Here is a 24,531-nt window from a genome sequence, read left to right as displayed (position 1 = left end):
GACGGGAGAGGCGGACATGGTCGACACGGACCTGCTGGTGATCGGCGGAGGGATGGCCGGCCTGACCGCGGCCGCCCGAGCGGCGAAGGACGGCCTCCGGGTCGTCGTCGTGGAGATCGGCGACGACGTCGGCGGATCCGCCCGCTTCGCGGGCTATGCCTGGACGGCGCCCTCGCACGAGGTGATGGACGCCGTGAACCCCCGCGGCGACCGGGCGCTCCGGCACGCGCTGGTCGACCGGTTCGCCGACGGCATCGAGTGGATCCGCTCGCTCGGCGTGGAGGCGAAGGACCCCGTCCCGCTCCTCGGCTTCGGGCGCGGCCACCAGTTCGACACCAACCAGTACGTCGACCTGTGCCGCCAGCTCGTGGTCCGCTCCGGCGGCGAGGTCCGCCTGCGGACACAGACCTCCCGGCTGCTCACGCAGGACGGCCGGGTCGTCGGAGCGGAGCTGACCGGTCCGGACGGACCCGCGGAAGTGCGGGCGACGTGGACACTGCTGGCGACGGGCGGCCTCCAGGGCGACCCCGAGATGCTGCGCGAGAAGGTCCACCCCCGCGCCGGCGACCTGCAGCTGCGCGCCAACCCGCACAGCTCAGGTGCCGGCTACCGGCTGGCGACCGCGGTCGGTGCCGCCACGGGGCCGGAGGACGCCGGCTTCTACGGCCACCTCGTGCCGAGCGGTGTGCCGTTCGCGGACCCGTCCGACTTCGTGGACCTGTCGCTCTACTACAGCGAGCACGCCCTCCTGCTCAACGTCGAGGGCCGGCGCTTCACCGACGAGACCCTCGGCGACCACCTCACCACCATGGCCCTGCTCGAGCAGCCGGAGGCCCGCGGCCTGCTGGTCTGCGACGCCCGCGTGCACCGCGACTGGATCGTCGCGTCGTACGTCGAGGGCGCCGTCGCCGTCGACAAGTTCGCGATCGCCAGCCGCCGCGGCGGGCGCGTGGGCCTGGCCGAGACCCTCGACGAGCTCGAGTACCTGCCCGAGGAGTGGGGGTACGACGGCGCCGCGATCGCGAAGGCGATCGAGGAGTTCAACCGCGCGGCCGCCGCCGGCGAGCCCCTCGAGCCGGCCCGGCGCAACGACGCAGCGCCGATCGATGAGGGCCCGTGGTACGTCATCGAGTGCGAGCCGGCGGTGACCTTCACCTTCCACGGCATCCGGACCGACGACCGGGCCCGGGTCCTCGGCACCGACGGCCTTCCCCTCCTCGGGCTGCTCTGCGCCGGTTCCGACAGCGGCGGGCTCTACCACCGCGCCTACGCCGGCGGGCTCGCCCCCGCCCTCGTGTTCGGGCTGGCCGCCGCAGCGACCGCGGCCGCGCGGGTCACCGCCTGAGGCGTGGCCCGGCGCGGCCCGGCGTGGCCCGCGCGGCGGGTCCGGGTCAGACGCCGACGAGGTCGGCGACCCGCGCCCGCTGCCCGCGGCTGCCACCGAAGAGGCCCTCGTCCCCCAGGGCACGGCGGAGGTAGTAGTGCGCGCGGTGCTCCCAGGTGAACCCGATCCCCCCGTGCAGCTGCACGGTCTCGTGCGCCGTGCGCACGACCGCGTCGGCGCACACCGCGGAGGCGACCGCCACCGCGAGGGCGGCATCCGCGCCCCCTGCGTCGAGCGCTGCCATCGCGTACCGCGACGCGGAGCGCGCGCGCTCGCGATCGACCAGCACGTCGGCGAGGCGGTGCTTGATCGCCTGGAAGGAGCCGATGGGACGTCCGAACTGCTCGCGCTGGGTCACGTGGCCCACGACCTGGTCGAGGAGCTCCCCGACGATGCCGGCGTGCTCGGCCGCGACGGCCGCGTCGGCGACCAGGCGAAGTCGCTCGGCCACCTCCGCGAAGCGCGCGGGCCCGACCACGAGCCGGGCGGGGGCCGACGCGCTCCGGACGTCCGCCTGTCGGCGGGTCAGGTCCATCGTCGTACGGCTCGTCACCTCGAGGTCCTCGCGCCGGACCCCCAGGAGCAGGGGACCGTCCGCCGCCGCGGCGTCGATGACGAGGACGTCGGCCGCGGCGCCGTCCAGGACGCGGGTCCGCAGGCCCGAGACGGTCCAGCCGCCGTCGGCCGTCCGGTCCGCGACGACCTCCTCGCCGCCGACCGACACGGCGACGACGAGGTCACCTGCGAGCGCAGGCTCGCGGAGGTCCGCCACGGACGCGGGGTCGTCGGCGGCGGCGAGCGCCTGGCAGCCGAGCACCGCCGACCCCAGCACCGGCTCGGGCAGCAGCGCAGCGCCGCACTCCTCCAGGACGACGCCCAGCTCGGCGAACCCGTAGCCATGCCCGCCGAGGTCCTCCGGCACGGCGAGCCTGCCGATCTCGAGCTCTGCGTTCAGGCGCTGCCACAGGTCCGGCGACCAGCCTCCGGAGGAGTCCGCCGCCGCCCGGACGGCCTCGTGGCCGGCCTCCTTCTCGAGCAGGGCGCGGACGACCTGGCGCAGCTCCTCACGCTCCGCGACGGGCGCCATCAGTGCGGGATCGAGCTCGGGCCACGGGTTCACGGGGATCCTCCGAATCGTATTGAAGTGAGTTCAGTTTAAGTCCGTGGCCGCATCCGGGCAAGAACGCTGGACAGCCGTCTCTCAACTGAACTAAGTTCAACTCATGAGCAGCGTCACCCTCACCCGCTACTACGCAGCCGTCGACGCGGGCGACCTCGACGGCGCCATGGCCCTCCTCGCGCCCGACGTGCGCTCGGCCATCCTGCTGCCCGGCCGGGCCGTCCGCGGCGAGGACCGGCAGGCACTCCGCGACTACCTGACCGGGCGCGGCGACGTCGTACGCCGCCATGTCCCGCTGCGACAGACCACCGACGGCGATCTCGAGTTCGTATACGGCAAGGTCGTGGAGGACGAGGGCACCACGACCGGCTACTTCCTCGCCTCCGTGCGGATCGACGAGGCGGGCCTGATCGCTGCCTACCAGGTCGCCTTCGACACCGAGCTGTCCCTGCTGCCCGACGCATGAGCACGTCCGCCCACACCCCGGAGGCCCCTCAGATGACGACGACCCCCCTGCTGCAGGCCTGGTTCGAGATCATGGACTCGACGACGCCCGAGCGGGTGCTCGACCGGATCACCGACGACTTCCGGCTCTCGATCCTCTTCTCCACGGGCGACGGCGCCGCCGAGTTCGAGGGCGACCGCGCCGGGCTCGAGGTCTATCTCGCCCAGCGCGAGGTCAGCGTGCTCACCCACCACATCCTGAGCGGCGCCGCGGTCGACGGCACGGAGATCGTGCTCGGCGAGACACGTCGCGACGGCGCCTTCGAGGCGTCGTTCAACGCGAGCGCGCAGCTCACCGAGGACGGCGCGAAGGTGCGACGCCTCCTGATCTGCCGGAGCCCCAGGGTGCGCTTCACCGACTGACGCCCGCAGCTAGTCGTCGCCCATCCCGCTGCGATAGGTCAGCAGGCCCGCGACGCCGCGCAGGAAGGTCTCCCCGACGAGCACGGGGTCGGACAGGCAGCCGGCGGCCATCGCGCCGTCGCGCAGCATCACGAAGTGCCGTGCGGCCGGCTCGGCGTCCGGCTTGCCGGTCTCGGCGAACAGCTCAGCGGTCGTCGCGAAGAACCAGTCGCGGTGCCGGAGGACCGCTGCGTGCACCGGGTGGGCAGCATCGGGGTACTCCGCGGCGGCGTTGAGGAACGCGCACCCACGGAAGCCCGGTCGCCGGATGTCCTCCGCGATGGACTCGGCCAGCTCGCGCAGGACGTCGTCGGCCGCCCGCCCCCGCGCACGGGCCTCGTCGACACGCGCCCGGAGCGCGTCGTCCGCGACGCTCAGGTAGGTGACCACCAGGTCGTCCTTGCTGGGGAAGTGGCGGTACAGCGTCGCCTTCGTGACGCCCGCCTCGGCGATGACGCGGTCGATGCCGACGGCATGGAGACCCTCGGCGTAGAACAGCCGGCTCGCCGTGTCCACCAGCCGCTTGCGCGCTTCCGACATCCGTCCACCTCCTGCTCGTGGCGAACCTAGCAGGTAGACCGGTCTGTCTTGACAACACGACCCTCTCCGGGAGACCGTCGTACCCAAAGAGACAGACCTGTCTACCCACCAGAAGGAGATCTCCATGACCGCGGCGCCCACGACCACCTCCCCCACCATCGGAGCCGAGGCCGGCAGGGCCCGGCAGGCGCTGCGAGCGCTGTACGGCGTGCGCTTCGGCTTCGCACTCGCCTGGGCGGCCGCCCTCCTGCTGGCCACCCGGGACGGCTCCGACGTCACGACGACCGTCGCGGTGCTCCTCGTCGCCTACCCGCTGTTCGACCTCGCCGCCGCCGTCGTCGACCACCGCGCCTCGGGTGGCATCCGTGCGGGCGGCCTGCTGCGGGTCAACATGGCGCTCAGCGGGCTCGCCGCAGCCGGCCTCGCGGTGGCAGCGGCGTCCGGAGCGCCCGCCGTGCTCCGCACCTGGGGCGCCTGGGCCATCGCCGCGGGAGCCGTCCAGCTCGTCGTCGCGCTGCGTCGCCGCGGCCTGGGCGGACAGTGGCCGATGATCCTCAGTGGCGGCATCTCGGTCCTGGCCGGCGGGGGCTTCGTCGCCACGGCCGCGGGCAGCGATCCCGCGCTCGGCGGCCTCGGCGGCTACGCGCTGCTCGGCGGGATCTTCTTCCTCGCCTCCGCGGTCCGGCTGTCCCGGACGCGGCAGAGGCCCTGACCCGCGTGTGCGCAGGTCAGGGCCTCTGTGTCCGAGCCGCCTGTCGGAATCGAACCGACGACCTAATCATTACGAGTGATTCGCTCTACCGACTGAGCTAAGGCGGCGTACGACGACGCGTGCGTCGGCGACCGCGGAAGCATACCCAGCGGGGTGACCGCGGAGCGAATCCGGGTCAGGCAGCGGCGGGGGCGAGGGCCGGCTCGACAGCGGCCTCGGCGGCGGGGGCGACGGGCTGGGTCGCCTTCAGGCCGGTGACGATCGTCTGCTCGGCGTCGCACCAGCAGGTGAACGTGACGACGATGCCGTGGTCGGTGTTCTCCATGCCGGTGACCTGGCTGGGGAAGATCAGCTCGCGCCGGTGGCAGGCGGAGCAGGTGTGCGTGAACATGGCGGGCCTCCTTCGAACCGGCGGATCCATCGGGGAGCCATCGGGTTGCTTCCATGGTGCGCCGGCCACGGATCAAGGGGTAGCCTCTCTTTCCAGTTGGATCCCTAGGGAAGACCTATGGCTGTGACGGAGGTCTCGCGATGCTCTCGCTCCACCAGCTGACCTGCTTCCTCGCGACCTACGAGCACCGCTCGCTGACCCGGGCCGCCGACGAGCTCGGCTACGCACAGCCGTCGGTCTCGGAGCAGATCCGCAACCTGGAGAGGTCGCTCGGGGTGCAGCTGTTCCGCCGGGTCGGGCGCGGCGTCGTACCCACCACGGCGGCCGACACCTTCCGGCCCCATGCCGAGAAGGTGCTGGCCGCGGCCGACGACGCGCAGCAGGCGGTCACCCGGATCAAGTCCTTCGAGACCGGCACCATCCGGTTCGGGATGTTCGGCGTCGCGCGTCTGTACGGCGGCGCGGAGCTCGTCGCCGACGTGCTCGCCCGCTACCCCGGGGTCCGGGTCGAGCTCGTCGGGCGGCATTCGCGCGACGTCCAGGAGGACCTGCGGCGCGGGCGGCTCGAGGCCGCGATGATCGCCGTCGCCGGGCTCTCCAGCGAGGGCATGGCGATCACGCCGATCGCCCGCGACGAGCTGGTGTACCTCTCCGCCGACCCCGACCGGCTGCGGTCCCCCGTGACCGCGAGGCGGCTCGCCGAGGCGCGGCTGGTGATGCCCGAGAGCACCTACCGCGACGCCGACTCAGCGCGGATCGTGCTGCGACGGATGCTGCACGAGGCCGGCTACAACCCGACCACGCGGATCGAGGTCGAGGACGTCGAGACGGCCGTCGAGCTCGTGGGCCGCGGGCTCGCCGACACGGTCACCAACAAGGGCGCGGCGGTGCAGCTGCTCCCCCGGCTGGCACCGAACGCCGGCTGGGTGCCGCTGCGGCCCCGCGTCTACGACACGATGGCGATCGTGCACCGCGCCGGCGCGACGCTCTCACCGGCGGCGCGGCTCATGATCGAGCTGGCGACGCAGCGGATCCAGGTGATCCTCGAGCCGGTGTGACTCAGGGCCCGGGGTCTCGTGACGGTCGCTGCGCGACCTCCTCGACCACCGGGGGAGTCAGCACTTCAGGCCGTCCTCCGGCACCTTCCCGTCGATCAGGTAGCCGTGGACCGCGTCGTCGACGCAGTCGTTGCCCTTGTTGTAGGCGGTGTGACCGTCACCGTCGCGGCTGACCAGGACGCCCGACTCGAGCTGTTCGGCCATCGCCACGGCCTCCTCGTACGGCGTCGCGGGGTCGCGCGTCGTACCGAGGACCACGATCGGGGCGGCGCCCGAGCCGTCGATCTTCAGGTCGGGCTCGTCTGTCGAGGTGAACGGGATGCCGTGGCAGGTGGTCAGGCCCCACGCGAAGACCTTGCCGAAGGTCGGGGACGCCTTCTCGAAGTCGGCGAACTGGTCCGGCACCTCGTCGGTCGTGATCGACCACGGGTCGTCGAGGCAGTTGATGACGGAGATCGCCTCGAGGCTGTTGTCGACGTACTTGCCGCCCTCGCGGGAGCCGTAGAAGTCCGAGAGCTGGAGCAGCGTGCTCCCGTCGCCGTCGAGGGCCTTCTTCAGGCCGTCGTCGAGGTAGGTCCAGTTGTCCTCGCTGTAGAGCGGGGTGATCAGGCCGTAGAACGCGAGCCCGACGGTGAGCTCGCGGCCCTCCGGGTCCTTCGTGGGGAGCGGCTTCTTGTCGATCGAGTCGATCAGGTCCTTGATCGTGGCGATGCCCGCGTCGACGCTGTCGCCGAGGAAGCAGCCGCCGCCGTCGACGCAGTCCTTCACGTACGAGCGCAACGCGGTCTCGAAGCCGCCGGCCTGGCTGAGCGAGCCCTCGCGCGCCGACAGCGACGGGTCGATGGCGCCGTCGAGGACCAGCCGTCCGGTCTTGTCGGGGTAGAGCTCGGCGTAGGTGGCGCCCAGGCGGGTGCCGTAGGAGAAGCCGAGATAGTCGAGCTTGTCCTCGCCGAGCGCGGCGCGCAGCACGTCCATGTCGCGCGCGGCCTCGACCGTGCTCACGTGGCCGGCGACATCGGCGGACTTCGCCTCGCAGCCGCTCCAGAACTCCTCGGAGTTCTCCTTGCCCTCCTCGACCTCCTCCGGGGTGTCGGGGTCGGGGTCGGCGGCGACCCACGCGTCCAGCTCGTCGTCGGTCAGGCAGTCGACCGGCGAGGAGTCGCCGGTGCCGCGCGGGTCGAAGCCGACGATGTCGTACGCCGCCAGCAGCGGCTCGGCGAAGTAGCCGTCGGCCTGCTCGGCGAGGTAGGTGCCGCCGGCGCCGGGTCCGCCCGGGTTGACGACGAGGGAGCCGATCCGGTCGCCGCTCGCCTTGCGGCGCTCGACGGCCAGCTGGATCGAGCCGGCGCCCGGGTCCTGGTAGTCGATGGGCACCTCGATCGTGCCGCACTCGTCCTCGCCGCACGCCTTCCAGGAGATGTCCTGGTCGTAGAAGTCCTCGAGCGTGCGGTTGTCGGGCTCGCGGGACGCCCCGTCGGTGGCGGAGGTGTCGCGGTCCGCCTTGTCGTCACCGCCGTCGTCGTCCCCCGTGAGGACGATGACGCCGATCCCGATGGCGCCGGCCACGACCAGCGCCCAGATCACGGCCACCGACACGATCAGCTTCTTGCTCACCCGAGCACTCCCCTTCGTCGAACCCTCGGCCTCGATCAGCGCTGCGGCGCCTTGAGTGCCACCATCATGGACTCCAGCGCCAAGGCCACGGGGACGTTGAACTCCAGCATCTGCTCGCGCGCCGCGAAGATCCACCCGATCCGGCGCAGGTTGAGCTCCGGCGAGGTGGTCGAGGCGATCTCCTCGACCTGGTCGCGGATCTCCTCGTTGACCAGCGCGCCCGGCGCCCCCGTGGCGACGGCGATCACGTCGCGGTAGACCGACACCAGGTCGGTCAGGCCACGGTCGACGACGTCGAGGTGGCGGCGCTTCGCGCGGGTGCGCTGCCCTTTCTCGAGCGCGGCCAGCGCGGGGGCGTACTCCCGCGGCCGGCGCCCGCGCTCGACCACCCCGTAGGCGGTGTCGAGGTCCGACTTCTCGCGGGCGTCGAGCTCGGCCGTGATCGCGTCGGCCTCCTCCTTGGCCGTCGTCGCCAGCCGGGTCGCGGCATCCATGCACCGGCCCAGGTTGGTCAGCCGGGCAGGCATGGCGACGACCTCCTGCCGGCGGGTGCGCACCGCCTCGTCGAAGGCCAGCGCCCGGGCCCGGCCGATGTGGCCCTGGCTCGCGCGGGCGGCGTACGACGCCAGCCGCTCCTCGACGCCGCGGGAGACGAGGAAGCCGGCGACCTCCGGGGTGGTCGGCGTCGAGAGGGTGACCAGCCGGCAGCGGGACCTGATCGTGGGCAGCACGTCCTCGACGGTCGGGGCGCAGAGCATCCACACGGTGCGGCCGTTGGGCTCCTCGATCGCCTTGAGCAGCGCGTTGCACGCCTGCTCGGTCAGCCGGTCGGCGTCCTCCACGATCATGATCTGCCAGCGGTCGCCCATCGGGCTCAGGGACGCACGGCGGACCAGGTCGCGGACCTCGTCGACGCCGATCGAGAGCTTCTCGGTGCGGATGACGGAGACGTCGGCGTGCGAGCCGGCGAGCACGGTGTGGCAGGCGTGGCAGCCGTCCGGGCAGTCGGGGCCGACGCCCTGCTGCGGGCACTGGAGCGCGGCCGCGAAGGCGATCGCGGCGTTGCTGCGACCGGAGCCGGGCGGGCCGGTGAACAGCCAGGCGTGGGTCATCCCGTGGCCGGACACGGCCCGCTGGAGCAGGTCGATGGTCGGCCGCTGGCCGACGAGCGTGCCCCAGACGCCAGCGGTCATCCGCGCACCGCCCGGTCGAGCAGCGGGGCGACGCGGGCGCCGATCGCGGCCGCGATCTCCTCGATCGAGTCGCGCGCGTCGAGGACGAGGTAGTGCTCGGGGTCGCGGGCCGCGAGGTCGAGGAAGGACTGCCGAACCCGCTGGTGGAACTCCAGCGACTCGCCCTCGATCCGGTCGCGCCCCTCGAAGCGGCCCAGGCCGGCCTCCGGCTCGAGGTCGAGGACGACGGTCAGGTGCGGGCGCAGGCCGCCGGTGGCCCAGGCCGCGACCTCCTCGAGCTCGCCGGCGTCGAGCGCGCGGCCGGCACCCTGGTAGGCCAGCGTCGAGTCGACGTAGCGGTCGGTGATCACGACCTCGCCGCGGTCGAGCGCGGGTCGCACGAGCGTCTCGACGTGCTCGGACTTGTCGGCGAGGTAGAGCAGGAACTCCGTCTTGTGCGCCAGCGCGCCCGTCTCGGGGCTGAGCACGATCCGCCGCATCTCCTTGCCGACGGGGGTGTCGCCGGGCTCGAAGGTGAGCAGTACCCGGTAGCCCTCGGCGGCCAGCGCGTCGCGCAGCAGGCGCGACTGCGTCGACTTGCCGCCACCCTCGCCGCCCTCGAAGCAGATGAAGACGCCGGTGTCGGTGAACAGGCCGGGCCGGCTGGAGGCGGAGGTCACGGGGACGAACCTACGAGACGGGACCGACCGTTGTCGCGGGCGGGTCGCGTGACGGGACCGGCCGGCAGGAACGCGCGGGCGGTCGCCACCGCGACGACGGTCCACGCGACCACGAGCAGCGCCAGCAGGACACCCGTGGCGGCGGCGAGGAGGACCAGCCCGGTCGCGTGGGCCAGCGCCGTCGTACCGGTGACGAGGGTGCCGACCGGGAAGGTGAACGACCACCAGGTCGGGGCGAACGGCAGCCCGGCCCGCACCTGGCGCAGGGTGAGCGCACCGGCGAGGGCCAGCCAGAGCAGCGCGAAGCCCCAGACCGGCAACCCGAAGGCGAGGAAGAGCATCCGGAGGACCGTCGGGTCTTGGCCGGGCAGCGCGAGGGGTGCCGCCCCGGTCAGGTGGTACGCCGCCGTCACCGACTGGCCGAGCGGCCCCAGCACGATCCACAGCGTCGGCACCAGGGCCGGCGCGCCGGGACCGTGGCGCAGCACCCGCTGCCAGATCGCGGGCAGCACCAGGAAGGTCCCGATGAGCGCGATCCCGAAGCCCGCGCACAGGAGCACGAACAGCGTGGCCCGCGGCTCGCCCGCCGGCAGGTGGTCGAGCAGGGCGGTGCCGGTCGCGGCACTCACCATCGGCGGGACCACGGGCATCAGCCACCCACCGAAGGCGCTGTCGTCACGGACCTCGTGGCGCGTGATCGCGCAGTAGGGCACGACGACCGCCGTGGCCAGGCCGAGCAGGGTGCCGGTGACCCACAGCCCGGTCTCCAGCGGCAGCGCCAGCGGACCCAGCCATCGGCCACCGACGGCCCCGGTGGCCGCGCCGGCCGTCATCAGGCCCATGGCGGTCGCGCCGTAGAAGTGCGCCAGCACCGGGTCCCCGAGGTGGCTGAACGGGCGTCCGGATCGTGCGCCGACCACGGTGATCGCGACCAGCAGGGCCAGCGCGAGCAGCCATACCGCCGTGGCGGCGTACGACGCCCCGGGCAGGTCGAAGGGGAGGTCGGTCAGGACGACGGCGAGGATGCCGGTGCCCATGACGGCGGCGTACCAGTTGGGTCCGTGGGGGATCACGTCCTCCACGGTGCCGGTTGGGCGCCGTCGGCGGAACGAGGTCGTCGCTGGGGTCTCACAAGGTTGGGTTGTGAGAGGGGCCCCGGGCGTCTCGTGACGGTCGCTGCGCGACCTCCTCGACGACCGCGCTGCGCGACCTCCTCAACGACCGGGCTGCGCGACCTCCTCGACGACCGGGCTGCGCGACCTCCTCGACGACCTGGTCAGCTCTTCTTGGCGGCGGCCTTCTTCGCCGGCGCCTTCTTGGCAGCGCTCTTCTTGGCCGTGGTCTTCTTCGCGGCGGTCTTCTTCGCGCCCTTCTTGGCGGCCTTCTTCGCCGGGCCCTTCGCGCGCCGCTCGGCGAGCAGCTCGGCCGCCCGCTCGATGGTGATCGACTCGACCGAGTCGTCCTTGCGGAGGGTGGCGTTGTACTCGCCGTCGGTGACGTACTCGCCGAAGCGGCCGGCCTTCACGACCACCGGCTGCCCGGAGACCGGGTCGTTGCCGAGCTCCTTGAGCGGCGGCGCCGCGGCGGCGCGGCCACGCTGCTTGGGCTGGCTGTAGATCTTCAGCGCCTCGTCGAGGGTGATGCCGAAGATCTGGTCCTCGCTGGTGAGCGAGCGGGAGTCGGTGCCCTTCTTGAGGTAGGGACCGTAGCGGCCGTTCTGCGCGGTGATCTCCTCGCCGTCCTCACCGACGCCGACGATCCGCGGCAGCGAGATCAGCTTGACCGCGTCGTCGAGGGTGACCGTGTCGAGGGACATCGACTTGAACAACGAGCCGGTGCGGGCCTTGGCTCCCTTGGGCGCGTCCTCCGGGAGGACCTCGGTGACATAGGGGCCGAAGCGGCCGTTCTTCGCGACGACCTGCAGGCCCGTCTCCGGGTGCACGCCGAGGTCGATCTCCTCGCCGGCCGGGTTGGCGAGCAGCTCCTTCGCCTTCTCGACGGTGAGCTCGTCGGGCGGCAGGTCGTCGGGCACGTTGGCGCGCACGCGCGTGCCGGAGCCGTCGTCGGGGCCCTCGAGGTAGGGGCCGTACTTGCCGACCCGCAGGTCGATCCCGGACTCGGCGCCGTCGTCGTCGAGCACCGGGAAGGTCGCCAGCTCCTTGGCGTCGATGTCGCCGAGCTCGGTCACCAGCCGCTGCAGGCCGGCGAGCCGCTCGGAGCCGTAGTAGAACTCGCTGAGCTCGCTGACCCGGTCCTTCTCACCGCGGGCGATGTCGTCGAGGACGGTCTCCATCAGCGCCGTGAAGTCGTAGTCGATGAGCCGGGTGAAGTGCTCGGTCAGCAGCCGGACCACGGAGAACGCGATCCACGCCGGCACCAGGGCGGTGCCCTTCTTGTAGACGTAGCCGCGGTTGAGGATCGTGCCGATGATCGAGGCGTACGTCGAGGGGCGGCCGATCTCGCGGTCCTCGAGCTCCTTGATCAGCGTGGCCTCGGTGTAGCGGGCCGGCGGCTTGGTCTCGTGGCCGTTGGCCGACAGGGAGGCGGCCGAGACGGGGTCCCCCTCCTGCAGGTTGGGCAGCCGGGTCTCCTGGTCGTCCTTCGCGGCGTTGTCGTCGGTGCCCTCGACGTAGGCCTTGAGGAAGCCGTGGAAGGTGATCACGCGACCCGACGCGGAGAAGACGACGTCCTCGCCCGTGCCGGCCGCGCCGCCGAGCCGGATCGTGACCGACTGGCCGACGGCGTCCTTCATCTGCGAGGCGACGGTGCGCATCCAGATCAGCTCGTAGAGGCGGAACTGGTCGCCGGTGAGCCCGGTCTGCGCCGGCGTGCGGAACGAGTCGCCCGCCGGGCGGATCGCCTCGTGCGCCTCCTGGGCGTTCTTGACCTTGCTGGCGTAGGTGCGGGGGGCGTCGGGGAGGTACTCGGCGCCGTACAGCTCCTGGACCTGGGCGCGGGCCGCCGCGACCGCGTTGCCGGACAGCGTCGTGCTGTCGGTACGCATGTAGGTGATGAAACCGTTCTCGTAGAGGCGTTGGGCGACGCTCATCGTCACCGACGCGCTCATGCCGAGCTTGCGGCTCGCCTCCTGCTGCAGCGTGGTCGTGCGGAAGGGGGCGTACGGCGAGCGGCGGTAGGGCTTCGCCTCGACCGACCGGACGTCGTACGACGTGTCGGCGAGGGCCGCGACGAGGTCCTCGGCCCGGCGCTTGTCCAGGTGGACGACGTCGGCCTTGGCCTTGAGCTGGCCGTCCTGGCCGAAGTTGGAGCCCGACGCGACGCGGGTGCCGTCGATCGAGTGCAGCTTGGCCGGGAACATCCGCTGGTCGTGCTTCGAGCCGGCGTCGAAGGTGCCCTCGAGGTCCCAGTAGGAGGCGACCTTGAAGGCCATCCGCTCCTTCTCGCGGTCGACCACGAGCCGGGTCGCCACCGACTGCACGCGGCCGGCGGACAGCCCGGACATCACCTTGCGCCACAGCACCGGCGAGACCTCGTAGCCGTAGAGGCGGTCGAGGATCCGGCGGGTCTCCTGGGCCTCGACGAGGTCCATGTCGAGCTCGCGCGGGTTGGCGGCGGCCTCCTGGATGGCGGCCTTGGTGATCTCGTGGAAGACCATCCGGTGGACCGGGATGCCCTTCGGCTTCAGCTCGTCGAGCAGGTGCCAGGCGATGGCCTCCCCCTCGCGGTCCTCATCGGTGGCGAGGTAGAGCTCGTCGGCGTCCTTGAGCAGCTGCTTGAGCTTGGAGATGTGGCTCTTCTTGTCGCGCGGGACGACGTAGTAGGGCTCGAAGCCGTTGTCCACGTCGATCGCGAGCCGGCCCCACGGCTTGTCCTTGATCTTCGCCGGGGTGTCCGCGGCGTTGTTCGGGAGGTCACGGATGTGGCCGATGGAGGACTCGACGACATAGCCGCTGCCGAGGTAGCCGCCGATGGTGCGGGCCTTGGCCGGCGACTCGACGATCACCAACTTGTGTGCCACTTCTGGACCTTCTTGCTGGACGAGCTTGTGGATGAACCGGGCTTACGGCCGATCACGGTAGCGCGTGCTGTCCAGCGCCGTCGCGAGCGGCGTCCAGAGTGGTCGGCCCGCAAGGCGGAGGAGGGAGGCGGGACGGAGTCCCGACGACCGACGACAACGCCGCGGACGGACGCTCTGGGCGTCGCGCAGCAGGCGCTGGGCAGTACGCGCTGCCGGGAGGTAGCGCGTGCTGTCCAGTCCCTTGCTGTCCGGAGTCCAGCGTGGGCGGTCCGGTGAGGTGTGCCTCAGCCGACCTCGATGCCCGAGATGGTGCTCTCGAGCTGGGCCTCGTAGGACGACTCACCGAGCGGTACGACGCCCAGGAACATGCCGTAGCTGTCGGCGTCACCGGTGTCGACGACGATCACCGTGGTCTGGTCGCCGCCGTAGGTGACCTCCGGGTCGGAGACCCGCAGCTCGGCGGTGATCCGGTAGCCGGTCTTGCCGTCGACGGTCACCTCCTCGCGCTTGAGGTCCTTGCGGCCGGTGAAGCCCTCGTAGAACTGGTCGCTCGCGGTCAGGCACTGCATGACGATCTCGGCGGCCTGCTCCGGGCTGGTGAAGTCGTTGGCCTTGGCGAGCCCGCCGACGGCGTACTCGGAGATCCACTTGTCGGGGATGACCTCCTTGTACTCGACCTGGACGCTGTCGGCGAAGGAGTGCGCCGCGGCCGAGCGCGGCTCCACCGTGTAGCCGCTCAGCACCGGGATGGTCAGGCCGCCGCCGGTGAGGGACGTCGCGCTCGTGGCAGGCGGCTTCGCCGGCTCGGGGCTGCCGCCGGTGCACTGGATGCCGGTCGGGCGGACCGTGCTGGAGGTGCCGTCGGTCGGCTCGTCGGTGGCGTCGGTGGAGCCGGACTCGTCGGTGCTCTGCGACGTGTCGTCGTCGGCCTTCTTGTCCTTGTCGTCGTCGCCGGTGAGGGCGCGGATGCCGAAGAAGCCGCCGACGCCGATCAGGACGAGCACGAGCACGGCCGCGATGACGATCCCGACGACCTTGCCCTTGCCGCCGCCGCCCTGCTGCGGGGCCGGGCTCCACGGCTGCTGCCCGTAGCCGCCGGGCTGGGGCTGGCCGTAGCCGCCCGGGGGCTGGCCGTAGCCACCGGCCGGCGGCTGCGCGACGGGCGGTACGGCGCCGTACACGGTCTGCGGCTGGGCCGGCGGCTGCTGGGGCGGCTGGGCCGGCTGCTGGGGCTGCTGCGGGGCCTGGGGGGCGTTGCCGACCGGCGGCGTGGTCGTGGTCATCTGGCTCCACGCCTGACCGTCCCAGTACCGGTAGGTGTCCGGCGCGCCAGCGGGGTCGGGGTACCAGCCTGCGTTCGTCACGGGGACAGTCTGCCCGAACGACCCGAGTGGTCTAGGGCGCTGGTGCGTCGACGGGGGCGAGGAAGCCCTCGGCAACCATCTCGGCGAGCTCGGGCAGGTAGACCTCGCGCAGGCTCGCGGCGTCCCGCTCCAGCAGCTGCCCGACCGCGTCGACGAGCGGCCCGAGCGGCAGCTCGCCGTCGCAGGCGCCCACGACGGCCGCGCTCACCGTGTCGACCTGACGCGCGCGGCGGAAGCCACGCTGCTGGCGCAGCACGATGGCCGCCGGGTCCTCCGCACCGACCGGGCCGGTGGTCTCCTGCACGACGTCCTCTCGGAGCACCAGGTGCGTGTCCGGCCCGACGGCGCGGGCGGCCGCCGCAGACTCCGCCCAGCCGGCGATCGCCGGCGCGATCGGCTGCTCGACGTCGTAGGGCCACTCGAGGAGGTCGTGGGTGGAGCCACCCGTGCGGTGCAGGTTGATCCAGCCGAAGCCGATCCCGCCGACGCCCTGCTCCTCCAGCCACGACAGCCAGGTGTCGTAGCGCTGGACGTAGGCGGCGGGGTCGCCGCCGGTGGCGGGGTGGTGGCCGGCGTCCTTGAGCCAGAGCTCGACGTACGACGCCGGGTCGAGCACCTCGCGCTGGACGACCAGCGCGTCGCAGTCGTCGGGCAGCCAGGTGGCGAGGCGCTCGTCCCAAGGGCGGTCACGGTCGATGACCCAGTTGGCGAGGACCTGGCACCAGCCGCCGTCGGTCAGGTGGTCGGGGGCCGTGCGGACGATGTGCTCGACGACCTGGTCGCCGGGCAGCCCGGAGTCGCGGTAGACGAGGCGCTCTCCCGTCGCGGGCGAGATGACGAACGGCGGGTTGGTGGCGATCAGGTCGAACCGCTCGCCCGCGACCGGCGCGAAGAAGGACCCGTCGCGCACGTCGACCTTGTCGTCGACGTCGTTGAGGGCCGCGTTGAAGCGGGCGATCGCCAGCGCCCGCTGGTTGACGTCGGTCGCGACGACCCGGTCGCTGTGGGTGGCCAGGTGCAGCGCCTGCACGCCGCAGCCGGTGCCGAGGTCGAGCGACGTCCCGACGTCGTGGCGCAGGGTCAGCTGGGCGAGGGAGGACGAGGCCGGGCTGATGCCCAGCACGTAGTCGCCGGTGACGCTGGTGGCGATCCCGTTGAGGCCGGGCGTCAGGTCGCTGACCACCCAGAGGTCGCCCTCCTCGGTGGCGTAGGGCCGCACGTCGAGCCGGGCCGCGACCTCGCCGATGCTCTGCACCAGCGCGCCGGCGTTGACCAGCCGGTCGACCAGCCCGCCCGGCAGGGCTCGCTCGGCGTCCGTGGCCGGGACAGCGGTCTGGAGGAGGAACAGCCGGGCCAGCGTCGCCAAGGGGCTCCCGTCCGTCGTACGACGGACGCCGGGGGTGGTCTCGTTGCGCGACAGCGCCTCGTGCGCCTGCGGGCCGAGCAGCGCGCTGACGGCGTCGTAGGTGAAGTCCGCGGTCAGCAGGGCTTCGCGGAGGGGGGCGGCGAGGGCGACGGGCAGCACGGGTCAACGGTAGTGGTGCTGCCCGTCGCCAGGATCAGCCCTTGTCGACGGCCACCGGCTCGGGCGCCTCGTCGGAGATCGACGACGAGCGCTGCTTGGAGATGAAGACCGCGGCGAAGATGCCCGTGGCCGCCGCGAGGGCGATCAGGATCCGCACCAGGTCGTTCTCGCTCTCCCCGTAGGACAGGCTGATCACCGCGCCGACGATGAGCAGCGAGACGAGGTTCATCACCTTGAGCAGCGGGTTGATCGCCGGTCCGGCGGTGTCCTTGAACGGGTCGCCGACGGTGTCGCCGATGACCGTGGCCGCGTGGGCCTCGGAGCCCTTGCCGCCGTGGTGGCCGTCCTCGACGAGCTTCTTGGCGTTGTCCCAGGCACCACCGGCGTTCGCGAGGAACACCGCCATCAGGGTGCCGGTCGCGATCGCGCCGACCAGGAAGCCGGCCAGCGGGCCGACGCCGAGGCCGAAGCCGACCGCGATCGGGCTCAGGATCGCGAGGATGCCGGGCGTGGCCAGCTCGCGCAGCGAGTCGCGGGTCACGATGTCGACGACGCGGCCGTACTCCGGGCGCGCCGTGCCCTCCATGATCCCGGGGATGTCGCGGAACTGGCGGCGTACCTCCATCACCACGGCACCGGCCGCGCGGCCGACGGCGTTGATCGCCAGGCCCGAGAAGAGGAACACCACGCCGGCGCCGAGCAGCGCGCCGACGATCAGCTTGGCGTCGTACACGATGAAGTCGCCGAGCAGGTCGAGCGAGCCGAGGCCCGACTCGTCGTCGGTGGCGTCGGCGAAGGACTCGAAGGCCGACTGCGTGTACGACGCGAACAGGGCGCTCGCCGCGAGGACGGCGGTCGCGATCGCGATGCCCTTGGTGATCGCCTTGGTCGTGTTGCCGACGGCGTCGAGCTCGGTCAGGATCTGCGCCCCCTCCTCGCTCACGTCGCCGGACATCTCCGCGATGCCCTGGGCGTTGTCGGAGACCGGGCCGAAGGTGTCCATCGCGACGATGACGCCGACGGTGGTGAGCAGGCCGCAACCCGCGAGGGCCACCGCGAACAGCGCCAGCGTGGTCGCGCCGCCCGCGAGCAGGGCCGCACCGTAGACGGCGGCGCCGATCACGATGGCGGTGTAGACGGCCGACTCGAAGCCGACCGAGAGGCCGGACAGGATGACGGTCGCCGCGCCGGTCAGCGAGGTCTTGCCGACGTCCTTGACCGGGCGGTGCTCGGTGCCGGTGAAGTAGCCGGTCAGCGCGAGGATCGCCGCCGCGAGGACGATGCCGATCACGACGGCGCCCGCCGCGAACGCGGCCGGGCCGAGGTCGGCCGTGTCGCCGCTGGCGTTGGAGAGGTCGCTCCAGTCGTTGGGCAGGTAGACGAAGGCGGCGATCGCGCTGGCGACCGCGCCGACCGCGGCCGAGAGGTAGAACGACCGGTTGATCGTCTTCAGGCCGCTCTCGCCGGCCCGCGGCTTGGTGAGGTAGACGCCGGCGATCGCGGAGAGCGCACCGATGGCCGGCACGATCAGCGGGAAGACCAGGCCCTGGTCACCGAACGCCTGCGAGCCGAGGATCAGCGCCGCGACGAGGGTGACGGCGTACGACTCGAACAGGTCGGCCGCCATGCCGGCGCAGTCACCGACGTTGTCGCCGACGTTGTCCGCGATGGTCGCGGCGTTGCGCGGGTCGTCCTCGGGGATGTTCTGCTCGACCTTGCCGACCAGGTCGGCGCCGACGTCGGCCGCCTTGGTGAAGATGCCGCCGCCGACACGCATGAACATCGCGAGCAGCGCCGCGCCGAAGCCGAAGCCCTCGAGGACCTTCGGGGAGGCGTCCTGGAAGACGAGCACGACCACGCTGGCGCCGAGCAGGCCGAGGCCGACCGTCGCCATGCCGACGAACGCACCCGTGCGGAAGCCGATGTTCATCGCGGGGTCACGCCCCTGCTCGTTGGCCGCCGCCGCCACCCGAAGGTTCGCCCGCACGGCGAGCGACATGCCCAGGTAGCCGATCGCCGCCGAGAAGGCCGCGCCGACGAGGAAGAAGACCGAGCGGAAGATCCGCACGGCCCACTCCGACTGGAGCCCGCTCGCGCCGTCGGCCGCGTCGGCCGGGAGGGCCAGCAGGACGACGAAGGCGATGGCCGCGAAGATCGAGAGGGTGCGGAACTGCCGGGTCAGGTAGGCGCTCGCACCCTCCTGCACGGCCTGCGCGATGCGCTGCATGTTCGGGGTGCCCTCGCCGGCACGCAGCACCTCCGCTCTGAACATCGTGGCCATGGCGAGGGAGACGAGGGCGATGGCGGCGACGACGACCACGAGGGCGAGGTCGCCCCCGGAGACTTCGATGTCGGCAAGCAACGGACGGGGCATGCAAGTGCCTCCTGGGGGAGTTCAGGTACGGGTCGAGGGACCCAGGTCTGAGTTCGTGGCCCGGAGTCTACGCAGCCTGTGATGCAGAACACACGGAGGTTGTGACGCGAGTCACAGGGCAATCCGGCGAAGGGTCGCCGAAGGAGCGCGGTCGCGCCAGGGACCGCGGGTACGGCGCGCCGCGCGCGCCGCGGAACGTCAGGCCAGCGCCGCTTCTGGGGTCTCGTGGATGACGAAGACCTTGGCGAGGCCGGTGATCTTGAAGATCTTCAGCAGCCGGTCGGCGTTGCAGACGAGCTCGAGGGAGCCGTCGTGGGCGCGGACCTTCTTGAGTCCGCCCACGAGGACACCGAGGCCCGTGGAGTCGAGGAACTCCACGCCCTGCATGTCGATGACGAGCTGGTAGGTGCCGGCGGCGACGAGCTCGGTGATGGTGTCGCGCAGCTTGGGCGCGGTGTAGACGTCGATCTCGCCACCCACGGCAACGACGGTGCGACCACCGACCTCGCGCGTCGACAGTGTCAGATTCAACGAACTCACCCCGGGATGTCATACCTACGTCTGCGGAGCCCATCAAACCATGCCGACCCCGGCCGCGCACGAAGACTGGTGGAGAGGGCTCTCCGGCGTCATCGGAACCGGTGCCGCGCATCGCTCGTGTCGGGCCCCCTTGCGACAATCGTGGGGTGAGTGTCGAGTCCCGCCCCGCACCGTCGGCCGTGCCGTCGGCCGCCCGTGCGCGGCGCGACCCCGCGGCGGTCCTGGGCCGGCTCACCGCGCTGCCCGGCCGGGCCGACCGGCTGACCCACCTCGAGCAGCTGCCGGCCCGCCCCGCGGTCACCGCGGACTGGCCGGCCTGGACGGACCCGACCCTGCTGGCGTCGTACACGGGGAAGGGGGTGGTGCGCCCCTGGGCGCACCAGGTCGCGGTCGCCGAGGCGGCCCACCGTGGAGAGCACGTCGTCGTCTCCACCGGTACGGCGTCCGGCAAGTCGCTCGCCTACCTGCTGCCCACGCTGTCGGCGATCAGGGCGGCGCGCGGCCCGCGGGGACAGCGGGGCGCGTTGGTGCTCTACCTCGCGCCCACCAAGGCGCTGGCGCACGACCAGTGGGCGGCGATCCATGCGCTCGGGCTCGACGTGCGCACCTCCACCCACGACGGCGACAGCACGACCGAGGAGCGGGAGTGGACCCGCGACCACGCGGAGTACGTGCTCACCAACCCCGACATGCTGCACCGCTCGCTGCTGCCCGGCCACGAGCGGTGGACCCAGTTCTTCCGGTCGCTGCGGTTCGTGGTCGTCGACGAGTGCCACCACTACCGCGGGGTGTTCGGCGCCCACGTGGCCCAGGTGCTGCGACGGCTGCGCCGGATCTGCGCCGCATACGGCGCGTCCCCGACGTTCATCCTCGCGTCCGCGACGGTCGCCGACCCCGACGTCACCGCGCGCCGGATGACCGGGCTCGACGTGACCACGGTGACGGCCGACGGCTCGCCCCGCGGCGACGTCGCGGTCGCGATGTGGGAGCCGCCGCTGACGTCGTACACGGGGGAGAACGGGGCCCCGGTGCGCCGGCCCGCGACCGCGGAGACCGCCGACCTGCTGGCCGACCTCGTGGTCGAGGACGTGCGGACGCTCGCGTTCGTCCGCTCCCGCACCGGCGTCGAGACGGTCGCCCGGCGGGCGGGCGAGCTGGTGGCGGAGGTCGACCCGTCGCTGGCCGGGCGGATCGACTCCTACCGCGGCGGCTACCTGCCGGAGGAGCGGCGCGACCTCGAGGACGCGCTGCGCAGCGGCCGGCTGCTCGGCATGGCCGCCACCAACGCGCTCGAGCTCGGCATCGACGTGAGCGGCCTCGACGCCGTGCTGGTGACCGGCTACCCCGGCACCCGCGCCGCGTTCTGGCAGCAGGTCGGCCGGGCGGGGCGCGACGGCGGTGGCGCGCTGGGGATGTTCGTGGCGCGTGACGACCCGCTCGACACCTATCTCGTGCACCACCCGGACGCGCTGCTCGGCCGCCCGGTCGAGGGCACCGTCTTCGACACCGACAACCCCTACGTCCTCGGTCCGCACCTGTGCGCCGCCGCGCAGGAGCTGCCGATCACGGCCGCGGACTTCGCGATGTTCGGCCCGCGGACCCGCGAGGTGCTCGCCTCGCTCGTCGAGCGCGGGCTGCTGCGGCGACGGCCGGCCGGCTGGTTCTGGACCGACCGCTCCCGCGCGGCCGACCTCGCCGACATCCGCTCGACCGGTGACCGGCAGGTGGCCCTGGTCGAGGCCGGCACCGGCCGTGTCGTCGGCACCGTCGACGGCGGCCGCGCCCACGGCACGGCCCACACCGGCGCGATCTACCTGCACCGCGGGGAGACCTGGCTCGTCGAGGAGCTCGACCTCGACGAGCACGTCGCGACCCTGCGCCGGACCGAGGTCGACCACACGACGTCGGCCCGCGAGGTCACCGACATCACCATCGTCGCCGAGGAGGAGTACGCCGACTGGGGGCCCTGCCGGGTCTCGCTCGGCCGGGTCGAGGTGACCAGCCAGGTGACGTCGTACCTCCGGCGGCGGGCACGCACCGGCGAGGTCATCGACGAGACGCCGCTCGACCTGCCACCCCGGACCCTCGCCACCACCGCCGTCTGGTGGACGGTGCCGGACGCCGTGCTGGCCCCGATGCTCGCGTCCGCCGCGCTGGAGGTGGCGGACCTGCCGGGCGCGGCGCACGCCGCCGAGCACTGCTCGATCGGCCTGCTGCCGCTCTTCGCGACCTGCGACCGCTGGGACATCGGCGGCGTCTCCACCGCCCGCCACCCCGACACCGGCGTGCTCACCGTCTTCGTCCACGACGGCCACCCCGGCGGCGCCGGCTTCGCCGAGCGCGGCTACCGCACGGCTGCCGCCTGGCTGCGCGCCACCCGGGCGACGATCGCTGCCTGCGAGTGCGCGTCCGGGTGCCCGTCCTGCATCCAGTCCCCCAAGTGCGGCAACGGCAACGACCCGCTCGACAAGCGCGGGGCGGTCGCCCTGCTCGACGCGTTGCTCGCCGGGGCGCCCGTCGATCCGGGCTAAGCCTCAATCCACCGAGTTGCCGCGTCGCGAGCGGCACCAGATGGGTGCGATGGCAAGGCGCCCGGCGCGAAGCCAGACTGGACGTCTGTCGAGCGTCGGCAACGCAGCCAGCGTGCCCATATGGGGCCCGCGCAGCAGCGGGAAGTCGGTGGATTGAGGCTAAGGTGCCGACATGGTGATCATCGGGCTCATCCTGCTCCTCGTCGGCGTGCTGGCCATCCTCGCGGGTGTCTTCGGCAGCGACTACGACGTCGATGGCAAGGACCGCCGCACGACCGAGATCATCGGCATCAACGTCGACCCCGAGGTGCTCTTCCTGATCGGCGTCGTCTCGGGCCTGCTGGTCATCGCGGGCCTGTGGTTCATGAAGGCCGGCGCCAAGCAGGGCTGGAAGCGGCGCAAGGAGCAGAAGCGGCTCAACGAGCTCTCCCAGAAGCTCGACGAGGTCGAGGCGGAGCGGCGGCGCGAGGACCTGTCCGGCCGCGACGACGACAGCTGATCCCGCCCCTGCCCGTTCACCCGACCGGTCCGGCCCGGGCCTGAGCCGACAGGTCCTGGTCCTGGCCGAGCCAGCGGGGCCCGCCGACCGTCACCTCCACGACCACGTCCGAGCCCTCCACGGTGCAGCTCGCCAAGGTGGCGCCGTTGGCGACGGCGACCTTGCCAGCGGCTGCACAGGGGTCGCGCCCGGCGTGGTCGGCGAGCGTCGCAGCACCGGCGAGCGCCGTGAGGTCGGCGGCGGACTGGGCGGCACGGTGGGCCGCGACGATCGCGCCGACCACGCCCGCGGCGGCACCGACGAGCATCAGCAGGCCGGCCATCGCGACGACCAGCACCGTCGCCGCTCCCCGCTCGCCCGCCGCGCCCGCCGCGGTCACGGCGGCGGCCCCTCACCCTCGGCCAAGGCGACCGCCTCGGCGTCCAGGCGGGCGCCCGGGATCACCGAGAACAACCCGCCCGGACCATCCATCCGGCCGCTGGCGTGCACGACCACGCGATCGCCGTCACGGCGGACCACGAGCGCGACGCCCTCGGGCGCGACCCGGCGGCCCACGGCGAGGGCAGCCGCCTCGTCGTCGCCGCGGGCCAGCGCCCGGGCGGTCTCGCGGGCGGCGTCGACCGTGCGGACCTGCCCGATCGCGACCGCGAGGAGCCAGGCCAGGCCGGCGGTCACGGCGAGCAGGACGGGGAGGGCCACGGCCAGCTCCGCGGTGACCGCGCCCCGCTCGCCGCGCCGCGACCTGCGCAGGCCCGTCATCGGAGCCCGAGCAGACCCAGCACGTGGTCGAACAGGGTCTTGATCAGGTGGTCGCCGAACCCGCCGCTGAGCAGCTTGAACAGCAACCCCGCGAAGCCGGCACCGGCAGCCGTGGCGACGGCGTACTCGGCAGTCGTGACCCCGCGCTCGGAACGGGTCGTCGGTCGGGACATGGAGTCTCCCTTCATCGGTGGCCACCGGGTGCGGCCGCTGCGAGGAGCCTGCGCCCGGCCCACGACGTCCCGGCCCCGCGCAGGTCGTGCCTGTGGACGGGCACCCGTCGTCCACAGGGACCCGCGCGGCAGGTGGCCGGCGCGGTGAACCGTGGGACACGACCCGACCCTCATCCGGTGATCGTCGTCGCCAGCGAGACCGCCAGCGGGACGATGCCCAGCACCAGGAAGGAGGGCAGCAGGCACAGCCCCAGGGGCACGGCCGCACGCACGCCGATCGCCCGGGCGCGGTCCTCGACCTCCGCGCGCCCCCGCCGGGCGAGCTCCTCGCCGAGGCGCTCGACCGCGCCGACGATCGGGGCACCGGTGCGCTGCGCGCGGGCAAGGGTGCGGCCCAGCGGGGCGAGCTCCGGGTCGCCGCCGAGGGCGGTCCAGATCGCGACCGGGTCGCCACCGAGCCGGAGCCGGGCGGCGACCGGGACCAACCGCTCGGCAGCCGCCCCGGGAAGGGACCGGCAGACCAGGTCGACGGCGTCGGCCGGCGCCGCCCCGGACCGCAGGGCGGCGGCGAGCAGGGTGACGACATGGGGCAGGTCGCGGCGTACCTCCTCCCGTCGCGCGCGTACGACGGCGGGCTCGATCCGCTGCGCGACCACGAGGACGACGGTGCCGGTCACCAGCCCTGCCGGCAGCGCGAGCGGACCGCCGACGAAGGCGGCCGCACCGGCACCGGCGAGCAGGGCCCACCACCATCGCCCGCGACGCAGCAGTCCCTCCGGCTCCGGCGTGGTCGGACCCGGCACGGCGACCGGCGCAGAGGGAGGCACGACCTGCGACCGGGCGGGGACGACGAGCTCCGCGACCCCGGCGGCGAGGAGCACGACCAGCAGCGTCACGGCCTAGCCCCCGTCGACGCCGCGGGCGAGCGCCTCGACCCAGGCGAGTCCCGCGTAGGCGAGGCCGAGCCCCGTCGCCAGGCAGGCGAGGCCGGCCGGCTCGCCGAGCAGGAAGGCCCACGGTTCGGCCCCGGCGCCCGCCCCCATCGCCAGCGCGAGGAACGGGAGGCCGGCGAGGAGGCGGGCGGTGGCGCGGGCGGAGGCGAGCTCGCCGGCCACGATCCGGCGGGTCTGCTCGGCGGCCCGGAGGTCGTCCGCGACCCGTCCGAGGGCGTCGGCGAGTCCGTGACCGGTGCGGTGGGCGACCTGCCAGG

General features: G+C 72.9%; 24 protein-coding genes and 1 tRNA gene. 7 read left to right on the top strand and 18 right to left on the bottom strand.

All coding sequences use genetic code 11. From position 1 onward, the window contains the following. Nucleotides 1–16 precede the first annotated feature (16 nt). Complete coding sequence (locus AC2YHB_RS19230) at nt 17–1,345, top strand: FAD-dependent oxidoreductase (RefSeq protein ID WP_179648960.1); 1,329 nt, start codon at nt 17–19, stop codon at nt 1,343–1,345. A 46-nt stretch (nt 1,346–1,391) separates the two neighbouring features. Here AC2YHB_RS19230 and AC2YHB_RS19225 read toward each other — a convergent pair whose 3' ends face one another. Continuing rightward, on the bottom strand, nt 1,392–2,504 hold the full coding sequence (locus AC2YHB_RS19225; RefSeq protein ID WP_218864685.1) for an acyl-CoA dehydrogenase family protein: 1,113 nt from the start codon (nt 2,502–2,504) through the stop codon (nt 1,392–1,394). Nucleotides 2,505–2,607: 103 nt separating this feature from the next. On the opposite strand from AC2YHB_RS19225, the gene AC2YHB_RS19220 reads away from it, so the two are divergent. Together AC2YHB_RS19220 and AC2YHB_RS19215 are read left to right on the top strand one after the other, a co-directional pair. Further along, nucleotides 2,608–2,970, top strand: a complete 363-nt coding sequence (locus AC2YHB_RS19220) for a nuclear transport factor 2 family protein (RefSeq protein WP_179648959.1) — start codon at nt 2,608–2,610, stop codon at nt 2,968–2,970. A gap of 32 nt (nt 2,971–3,002) precedes the next feature. Continuing rightward, nucleotides 3,003–3,371, top strand: coding sequence for a hypothetical protein (locus tag AC2YHB_RS19215; protein WP_179648958.1), 369 nt, complete (start codon nt 3,003–3,005; stop codon nt 3,369–3,371). A gap of 9 nt (nt 3,372–3,380) precedes the next feature. Here the strand turns inward: AC2YHB_RS19215 and AC2YHB_RS19210 are convergent, their stop codons facing one another. Next, nucleotides 3,381–3,950: a TetR/AcrR family transcriptional regulator gene (locus AC2YHB_RS19210; RefSeq protein ID WP_179648957.1), complete on the bottom strand. Its 570-nt coding sequence runs from the start codon at nt 3,948–3,950 to the stop codon at nt 3,381–3,383. 124 nt (nt 3,951–4,074) lie between these two features. Between AC2YHB_RS19210 and AC2YHB_RS19205 the strand changes: the two genes are divergently transcribed. After that, nucleotides 4,075–4,662, top strand: a complete 588-nt coding sequence (locus AC2YHB_RS19205) for a hypothetical protein (protein ID WP_257026865.1) — start codon at nt 4,075–4,077, stop codon at nt 4,660–4,662. A gap of 34 nt (nt 4,663–4,696) precedes the next feature. Here the strand turns inward: AC2YHB_RS19205 and AC2YHB_RS19200 are convergent. Beyond that, nucleotides 4,697–4,769 (bottom strand) — tRNA-Thr (locus AC2YHB_RS19200). 68 nt (nt 4,770–4,837) lie between these two features. Continuing rightward, nucleotides 4,838–5,053, bottom strand: coding sequence for a hypothetical protein (locus AC2YHB_RS19195; RefSeq protein WP_036543448.1), 216 nt, complete (start codon nt 5,051–5,053; stop codon nt 4,838–4,840). Nucleotides 5,054–5,193: 140 nt separating this feature from the next. Here AC2YHB_RS19195 and AC2YHB_RS19190 point away from each other — a divergent pair, with 140 nt between their 5' ends. Continuing rightward, on the top strand, nt 5,194–6,111 hold the full coding sequence (locus tag AC2YHB_RS19190) for a LysR family transcriptional regulator (protein WP_179648956.1): 918 nt from the start codon (nt 5,194–5,196) through the stop codon (nt 6,109–6,111). A gap of 57 nt (nt 6,112–6,168) precedes the next feature. Here the strand turns inward: AC2YHB_RS19190 and AC2YHB_RS19185 are convergent, their stop codons facing one another. The 9 genes from AC2YHB_RS19185 to AC2YHB_RS19145 form a co-directional block, all read right to left on the bottom strand. Further along, nucleotides 6,169–7,725, bottom strand: a complete 1,557-nt coding sequence (locus AC2YHB_RS19185) for an alpha/beta hydrolase (protein WP_179648955.1) — start codon at nt 7,723–7,725, stop codon at nt 6,169–6,171. Between the two features lie 35 nt (nt 7,726–7,760). After that, the gene (locus AC2YHB_RS19180) at nt 7,761–8,918 is read right to left on the bottom strand and encodes a DNA polymerase III subunit delta' (RefSeq protein ID WP_036543453.1); all 1,158 of its coding nucleotides are present in this window, start codon (nt 8,916–8,918) and stop codon (nt 7,761–7,763) included. Next, nucleotides 8,915–9,577 carry a dTMP kinase gene (gene tmk, locus AC2YHB_RS19175; RefSeq protein WP_179648954.1) on the bottom strand — a complete coding sequence of 221 codons (663 nt, stop codon included), beginning with the start codon at nt 9,575–9,577 and terminating at the stop codon, nt 8,915–8,917. Before tmk ends, AC2YHB_RS19180 begins: the two co-directional genes overlap by 4 nt. Next, nucleotides 9,574–10,650, bottom strand: coding sequence for an SLAC1 family transporter (locus AC2YHB_RS19170; protein ID WP_308645547.1), 1,077 nt, complete (start codon nt 10,648–10,650; stop codon nt 9,574–9,576). The genes tmk and AC2YHB_RS19170 overlap by 4 nt, the downstream gene beginning before the upstream one ends. Before the next feature lie 203 nt (nt 10,651–10,853). Continuing rightward, a complete protein-coding gene (gene topA / locus AC2YHB_RS19165; RefSeq protein ID WP_179648952.1) occupies nt 10,854–13,556 on the bottom strand; it encodes a type I DNA topoisomerase in 2,703 nt (900 codons plus the stop codon). A 284-nt stretch (nt 13,557–13,840) separates the two neighbouring features. Then, on the bottom strand, nt 13,841–14,920 hold the full coding sequence (locus AC2YHB_RS19160) for a DUF2510 domain-containing protein (RefSeq protein ID WP_218864684.1): 1,080 nt from the start codon (nt 14,918–14,920) through the stop codon (nt 13,841–13,843). Between the two features lie 31 nt (nt 14,921–14,951). Continuing rightward, nucleotides 14,952–16,445 carry a DUF7059 domain-containing protein gene (locus tag AC2YHB_RS19155; protein ID WP_487354491.1) on the bottom strand — a complete coding sequence of 498 codons (1,494 nt, stop codon included), beginning with the start codon at nt 16,443–16,445 and terminating at the stop codon, nt 14,952–14,954. Nucleotides 16,446–16,479: 34 nt separating this feature from the next. Then, nucleotides 16,480–18,819, bottom strand: coding sequence for a sodium-translocating pyrophosphatase (locus AC2YHB_RS19150; RefSeq protein WP_179648950.1), 2,340 nt, complete (start codon nt 18,817–18,819; stop codon nt 16,480–16,482). Nucleotides 18,820–19,017: 198 nt separating this feature from the next. Continuing rightward, nucleotides 19,018–19,359: an STAS domain-containing protein gene (locus AC2YHB_RS19145; RefSeq protein ID WP_277987687.1), complete on the bottom strand. Its 342-nt coding sequence runs from the start codon at nt 19,357–19,359 to the stop codon at nt 19,018–19,020. 146 nt (nt 19,360–19,505) lie between these two features. Between AC2YHB_RS19145 and AC2YHB_RS19140 the strand changes: the two genes are divergently transcribed. Both AC2YHB_RS19140 and AC2YHB_RS19135 read left to right on the top strand, forming a co-directional pair. Next, nucleotides 19,506–21,890: a DEAD/DEAH box helicase gene (locus AC2YHB_RS19140; RefSeq protein WP_373366951.1), complete on the top strand. Its 2,385-nt coding sequence runs from the start codon at nt 19,506–19,508 to the stop codon at nt 21,888–21,890. Between the two features lie 172 nt (nt 21,891–22,062). After that, nucleotides 22,063–22,389 (top strand): hypothetical protein, encoded by a 327-nt coding sequence (locus AC2YHB_RS19135; protein ID WP_179648949.1) that lies wholly within the window; start codon nt 22,063–22,065, stop codon nt 22,387–22,389. Between the two features lie 16 nt (nt 22,390–22,405). On the opposite strand, the gene AC2YHB_RS19130 is transcribed toward AC2YHB_RS19135, so the two are convergent. The 5 genes from AC2YHB_RS19130 to AC2YHB_RS19110 form a co-directional block, all read right to left on the bottom strand. Next, a complete protein-coding gene (locus AC2YHB_RS19130) occupies nt 22,406–22,768 on the bottom strand; it encodes an Rv3654c family TadE-like protein (protein WP_308645546.1) in 363 nt (120 codons plus the stop codon). Continuing rightward, nucleotides 22,765–23,148, bottom strand: a complete 384-nt coding sequence (locus tag AC2YHB_RS19125) for a TadE family type IV pilus minor pilin (RefSeq protein ID WP_179648948.1) — start codon at nt 23,146–23,148, stop codon at nt 22,765–22,767. The genes AC2YHB_RS19130 and AC2YHB_RS19125 overlap by 4 nt, the downstream gene beginning before the upstream one ends. Then, a complete protein-coding gene (locus AC2YHB_RS19120; RefSeq protein ID WP_179648947.1) occupies nt 23,145–23,321 on the bottom strand; it encodes a DUF4244 domain-containing protein in 177 nt (58 codons plus the stop codon). Before AC2YHB_RS19120 ends, AC2YHB_RS19125 begins: the two co-directional genes overlap by 4 nt. Before the next feature lie 170 nt (nt 23,322–23,491). Beyond that, nucleotides 23,492–24,217 carry a type II secretion system F family protein gene (locus AC2YHB_RS19115; RefSeq protein WP_179648946.1) on the bottom strand — a complete coding sequence of 242 codons (726 nt, stop codon included), beginning with the start codon at nt 24,215–24,217 and terminating at the stop codon, nt 23,492–23,494. 3 nt (nt 24,218–24,220) lie between these two features. Then, on the bottom strand, nt 24,221–24,531 hold a 311-nt coding region (locus tag AC2YHB_RS19110; protein WP_487354490.1), incomplete at its 5' end, for a type II secretion system F family protein.

The sequence above is a fragment of the Nocardioides sp. SRI_004 genome, assembly GCF_057586415.1.
Note: the sequence above shows the minus strand (reverse complement) of the source record. Positions and strands in the feature narration are given on the sequence as shown.

Bases quoted from the DNA above. Each gene is read 5' to 3' on its own strand.
- AC2YHB_RS19230 (WP_179648960.1), top strand. From the start codon at position 17: ATGGTCGACACGGACCTGCTGGTGATCGGCGGAGGGATGGCCGGCCTG.
- AC2YHB_RS19220 (WP_179648959.1), top strand. From the start codon at position 2,608: ATGAGCAGCGTCACCCTCACCCGCTACTACGCAGCCGTCGACGCGGGC.
- AC2YHB_RS19150 (WP_179648950.1), bottom strand. From the start codon at position 18,819: ATGCCCCGTCCGTTGCTTGCCGACATCGAAGTCTCCGGGGGCGACCTC.
- AC2YHB_RS19215 (WP_179648958.1), top strand. From the start codon at position 3,003: ATGACGACGACCCCCCTGCTGCAGGCCTGGTTCGAGATCATGGACTCG.
- AC2YHB_RS19210 (WP_179648957.1), bottom strand. From the start codon at position 3,950: ATGTCGGAAGCGCGCAAGCGGCTGGTGGACACGGCGAGCCGGCTGTTC.
- AC2YHB_RS19135 (WP_179648949.1), top strand. From the start codon at position 22,063: ATGGTGATCATCGGGCTCATCCTGCTCCTCGTCGGCGTGCTGGCCATC.
- AC2YHB_RS19125 (WP_179648948.1), bottom strand. From the start codon at position 23,148: ATGACGGGCCTGCGCAGGTCGCGGCGCGGCGAGCGGGGCGCGGTCACC.
- AC2YHB_RS19195 (WP_036543448.1), bottom strand. From the start codon at position 5,053: ATGTTCACGCACACCTGCTCCGCCTGCCACCGGCGCGAGCTGATCTTC.
- AC2YHB_RS19205 (WP_257026865.1), top strand. From the start codon at position 4,075: ATGACCGCGGCGCCCACGACCACCTCCCCCACCATCGGAGCCGAGGCC.
- AC2YHB_RS19190 (WP_179648956.1), top strand. From the start codon at position 5,194: ATGCTCTCGCTCCACCAGCTGACCTGCTTCCTCGCGACCTACGAGCAC.
- AC2YHB_RS19180 (WP_036543453.1), bottom strand. From the start codon at position 8,918: ATGACCGCTGGCGTCTGGGGCACGCTCGTCGGCCAGCGGCCGACCATC.
- AC2YHB_RS19120 (WP_179648947.1), bottom strand. From the start codon at position 23,321: ATGTCCCGACCGACGACCCGTTCCGAGCGCGGGGTCACGACTGCCGAG.